Annotated in this window: 4 protein-coding genes; all 4 read right to left on the bottom strand. The window is 62.5% G+C overall.

Annotation, left to right across the window (positions count from 1 at the left end; translation table 11 throughout):
* Positions 1–549, bottom strand: a 549-nt coding sequence (locus AC1DX0_RS33205) for an ABC transporter substrate-binding protein (RefSeq protein WP_477358593.1), incomplete at its 3' end; no start/stop codon positions are given.
* A gap of 343 nt (positions 550–892) precedes the next feature.
* A complete protein-coding gene (locus AC1DX0_RS33200; RefSeq protein ID WP_477220285.1) occupies positions 893–2,131 on the bottom strand; it encodes a CmpA/NrtA family ABC transporter substrate-binding protein in 1,239 nt (412 codons plus the stop codon).
* A 2-nt stretch (positions 2,132–2,133) separates the two neighbouring features.
* Positions 2,134–2,736: an ANTAR domain-containing response regulator gene (locus AC1DX0_RS33195; protein WP_027045429.1), complete on the bottom strand. Its 603-nt coding sequence runs from the start codon at positions 2,734–2,736 to the stop codon at positions 2,134–2,136.
* A gap of 163 nt (positions 2,737–2,899) precedes the next feature.
* Positions 2,900–3,223, bottom strand: coding sequence for a hypothetical protein (locus tag AC1DX0_RS33190; protein WP_477219886.1), 324 nt, complete (start codon positions 3,221–3,223; stop codon positions 2,900–2,902).
* Positions 3,224–3,403 lie beyond the last annotated feature (180 nt).

The raw sequence follows: 3,403 nt of genomic DNA, 5'->3' as shown, positions 1-3,403 counted from the left end.
CATGGCGGCCTTGATGTCCTTGCCSKCKGCCTTCTTGGCGGCGAAGGCRTYCTTCAGCTTGGAGGCGTCGAGGCCGACGCCGGTGGCGGCATATTCCTGSGCRACCGAAATGCCCTGGCAGTCGTARTTGAGCCGCGCCACGATCGCCATCGGCATCGGCTGGTTGTTCTGCGTCACCTTGCCGGTGTGCATCAGGTAAGGCAGCGGGGTCAGGATGTGGGCGCCGTCGATGCCGTTTGCGGCACCGCCGAGCATCAGATTGTCGCGCGTCGCGCCCCAGGACGCCTGCTTGAGCACCTCGACATCGGGCATGCCGAACTTGGCGAAGAGGCCTTTCTCCTTGGCGATCATCAGCGGCGCGGCATCGGTCAGCGCGATGAAGCCGAGCTTGGCGCCGGTAACCTCCGGCGCGGAGGTGGCGGCATAGGCGCCGGAGGGGAAGAGTTTGCGGGCCACCATGAACAGGCCGGCCGTCATGGCGCTGCTGACCAGAAAATCGCGACGCGTCACATCCCCAAGCGACGTTCCCGTCCCGATCCAATTCTTCATCGTCTTCTTCATCGTCGTCTCCGGTTGAACGCGATTTCAAAACAAAAAAGCCGCCGGCCAGGTCTTCGCGCGTCCGTACATCCGGGATCGCGTGTCGACCTGAGCGGCAGCTTTGCCTGTGGGCGCCCGCCATTGGACRCCTATTCCGTGACCCACGAAGGGCCTTGGCTATTTCAAAGCACGAACCGTGCCAGTTTGCGGAGAATGAGAAAACATCAATGGAATCAACGATAAGTGCACGCCGCCGACGCGCCAGGCGATATGGTGAGCAGGCCAAAGATTGTTCATTAGAGCAATTGCACGCACAATTTTTGTGCAATGCACAAGAATGGCGCGAAAACGATCAGGCGTCCGCGCGTGCCGATTTCTGCTTCTCGATATACGTTTCGATCTCATCGGGATCGAAGATCTGGCCGTCGAAGAAGCCGTCCGGACCAAGCACCAGGCCGGCCCCGGTCGCGCCGACCGCGGTGGCGACCTTGAGCGCGCCTTCGACCTTCGCATTGGCGCCGGGAAGGGCGACGCCGAGCGGCTTCAGAGCCGAGCGGTAGAGGTCGGGCCGATAGCATTCGCGCGCAATGGCGAGGTTCTCAGGCGTGTGCGCCACATGGCCCCAGCGCACCATCTGCGTGTAAAACCAAAGCGCATGGCTCTTCCACGGAAAGTTTGCGGCTTTGTCGAAAGGCAGGAAGAAATCGTCGATCTCCAGCTCCGCCCCGCCGCCCAATCGGAGATGGCCGGTCAGGATCGGCATCTGCACCGCTGGCGGCAGGCCGAGGAAACCGGGTTGCGCCATCACCGCAGCCAATTCGGCGTGGTTGGCCGGATCCTGGCACCAGCGCGCCGAATGATGCAGCGCGCGCAGCAGTGCCGCCAGAGCCCCGGGATTCTCGTCCGCCCAGGCCTTGCGCACGCCGAGCACCTTCTCCGGGCTGTTCTTCCACAACAGCGCCTTGACGGTGACGATATGGCCGGTGCCGGCGGCGACCGCGGCGCTGTTCCAGGGCTCACCGACGCAGTAGCCGTCGATGCGCCCAGCGGCCAATGCGTCGGCCATGAAGGGAGGCGGTACGATGACGATCTCGATTTCGCGCTGGGGATCGATGCCGCAAGCGGCAAGCCAGTAGCGCAGTTCGTAATTGTGCCCGGAATGCGGATGCACGACGGCAAAGCGAAGCGGGTCGTGGCCGGCCACCACCCGCTCACGGATGAATGCGCCAAGTGCCTTCCCCGCGCGCGCCGGATCGAGATCGGGTTCAGCGCCATGCGCCGCCATGCCGTCCCACACCGCGTTGGAGATGGTGACGCAATTGCCGCCGAGCCCAAGCGAGAACGGCACGATGGTTTCGGAAGCGAGCGGCGTCAGCCCGAGATTGCAGGCGAGCGGCATCGGTCCCAGCATATGGGCAAGATCGAAGTGGCCGATGGCGATGCGGTCGCGGATGTTGGCCCAGGACGTCTCGCGGTGCAGCGTGAGGTCAATGCCTTCACGTGTGGCGAAGCCCAACTCGCTTGCGGCGACCAGCACGGCGCTGTCGAAGAGCGGCATGAARCCGGCGGTGATCTGGTGCTCGGCGCCCATGCTCATTCGTCCTCCGCTGGTCCGAGCAGCCCGGCGGCAGTCACCAGGCTCTGGGCGATGTCGCTGATCTTGCGGTTCTGGTTCATCGCCGTCTTGCGCAGCAGCGTATAGGCGGCCTCTTCGGAGAGGCCGCGCGACTTCATCAATATGCCCTTGGCGCGATCGATGACCTTGCGGCTCTCGAGTTCGCTACGCGCCTCTTCCAGTTCGCGCGCCATGCGCGAGAAGGCATTGAAGCGGCTCACCGCCATGTCGAGGATCGGCTTGACGCGCTCTTGCCTGAGCCCGTCGACGACATAGGCCGAGACGCCGGCATCGACCGCGGCCTCGATMGAGGCCTGGTCGGAGCGGTCGACGAACATGGCGATCGGCCGYTTTACSGCRCGYGACAGCTGGAACATGTTTTCGAGCATGTCRCGGTTGGGRTTTTCGAGATCGATGACGATAACGTCGGGYTCGATCTCGGCGATCCGTCGCGCAATGCCGGTCACGTCATGGATGACGGTGACCCGCTGATGGCCGGCCTCGCGCAGGCCGGCCTCGATGATCGAGGCGCGGATGCGATTTTCGTCGATCACCAGGACGGCTAGGGAGGATCGGACCATGCCTGCATTGTGGGCAACGCCGCGAAATTGTGCAATGCGGCATAGCCACGCCCGTTTCAAGGGACGTGGCTATGCCGCATCATCGCTTGCAACTGCGGATCGCTTCCTGTCGGAAACGGCGCAGGCGGCTTGCCGCTAATGGGGCCGCGAATTCATGGGTGGGTCAGGTGCAGACGCGGACCTGCTCGATCACCTTGTGATGGTGGCGCCAGTGCTTGATGATCTCGATGTGGCAGCGGTGATGCCGGTGGTGGCGACGATACTCGCCATCGTTGTTGTTATCATATTGCACGTTCTGGTCGTCGCCATACTGGTCGTCGTTGTTGTTGTGCCGGTGATGGCGGCGAACGACGATCTGGTCGTTATTATCGGGTGAATACTGGTTGCCGTCATCCGACTGGATAATCACGCTTGCGGCTTGTGTCGGCGCAATGACTGCGGCTGTGGCGGCCAATGCCACCATGGAAGCCAAGAATAACTTCTTCATGTTTCGTCCTCCTGCGGTTCAATGCGTATCAACTCGCAGAAAGAATTAGCGTTCCAAAATGAATCCCGAGCTTTTCAAGGCCATGCACAACAAGGCCGGGGCACGACAGGCCTATAGACGAACGAAGGCCGTCAGCGGCAGATGGTCGGAGGCAACGCGTGAAAGCGGCGTATCATGCGC

The sequence above is a fragment of the Mesorhizobium sp. P3_A9 genome, from assembly GCF_056402975.1.
This window is presented reverse-complemented; position numbering and strand designations above follow the sequence as displayed.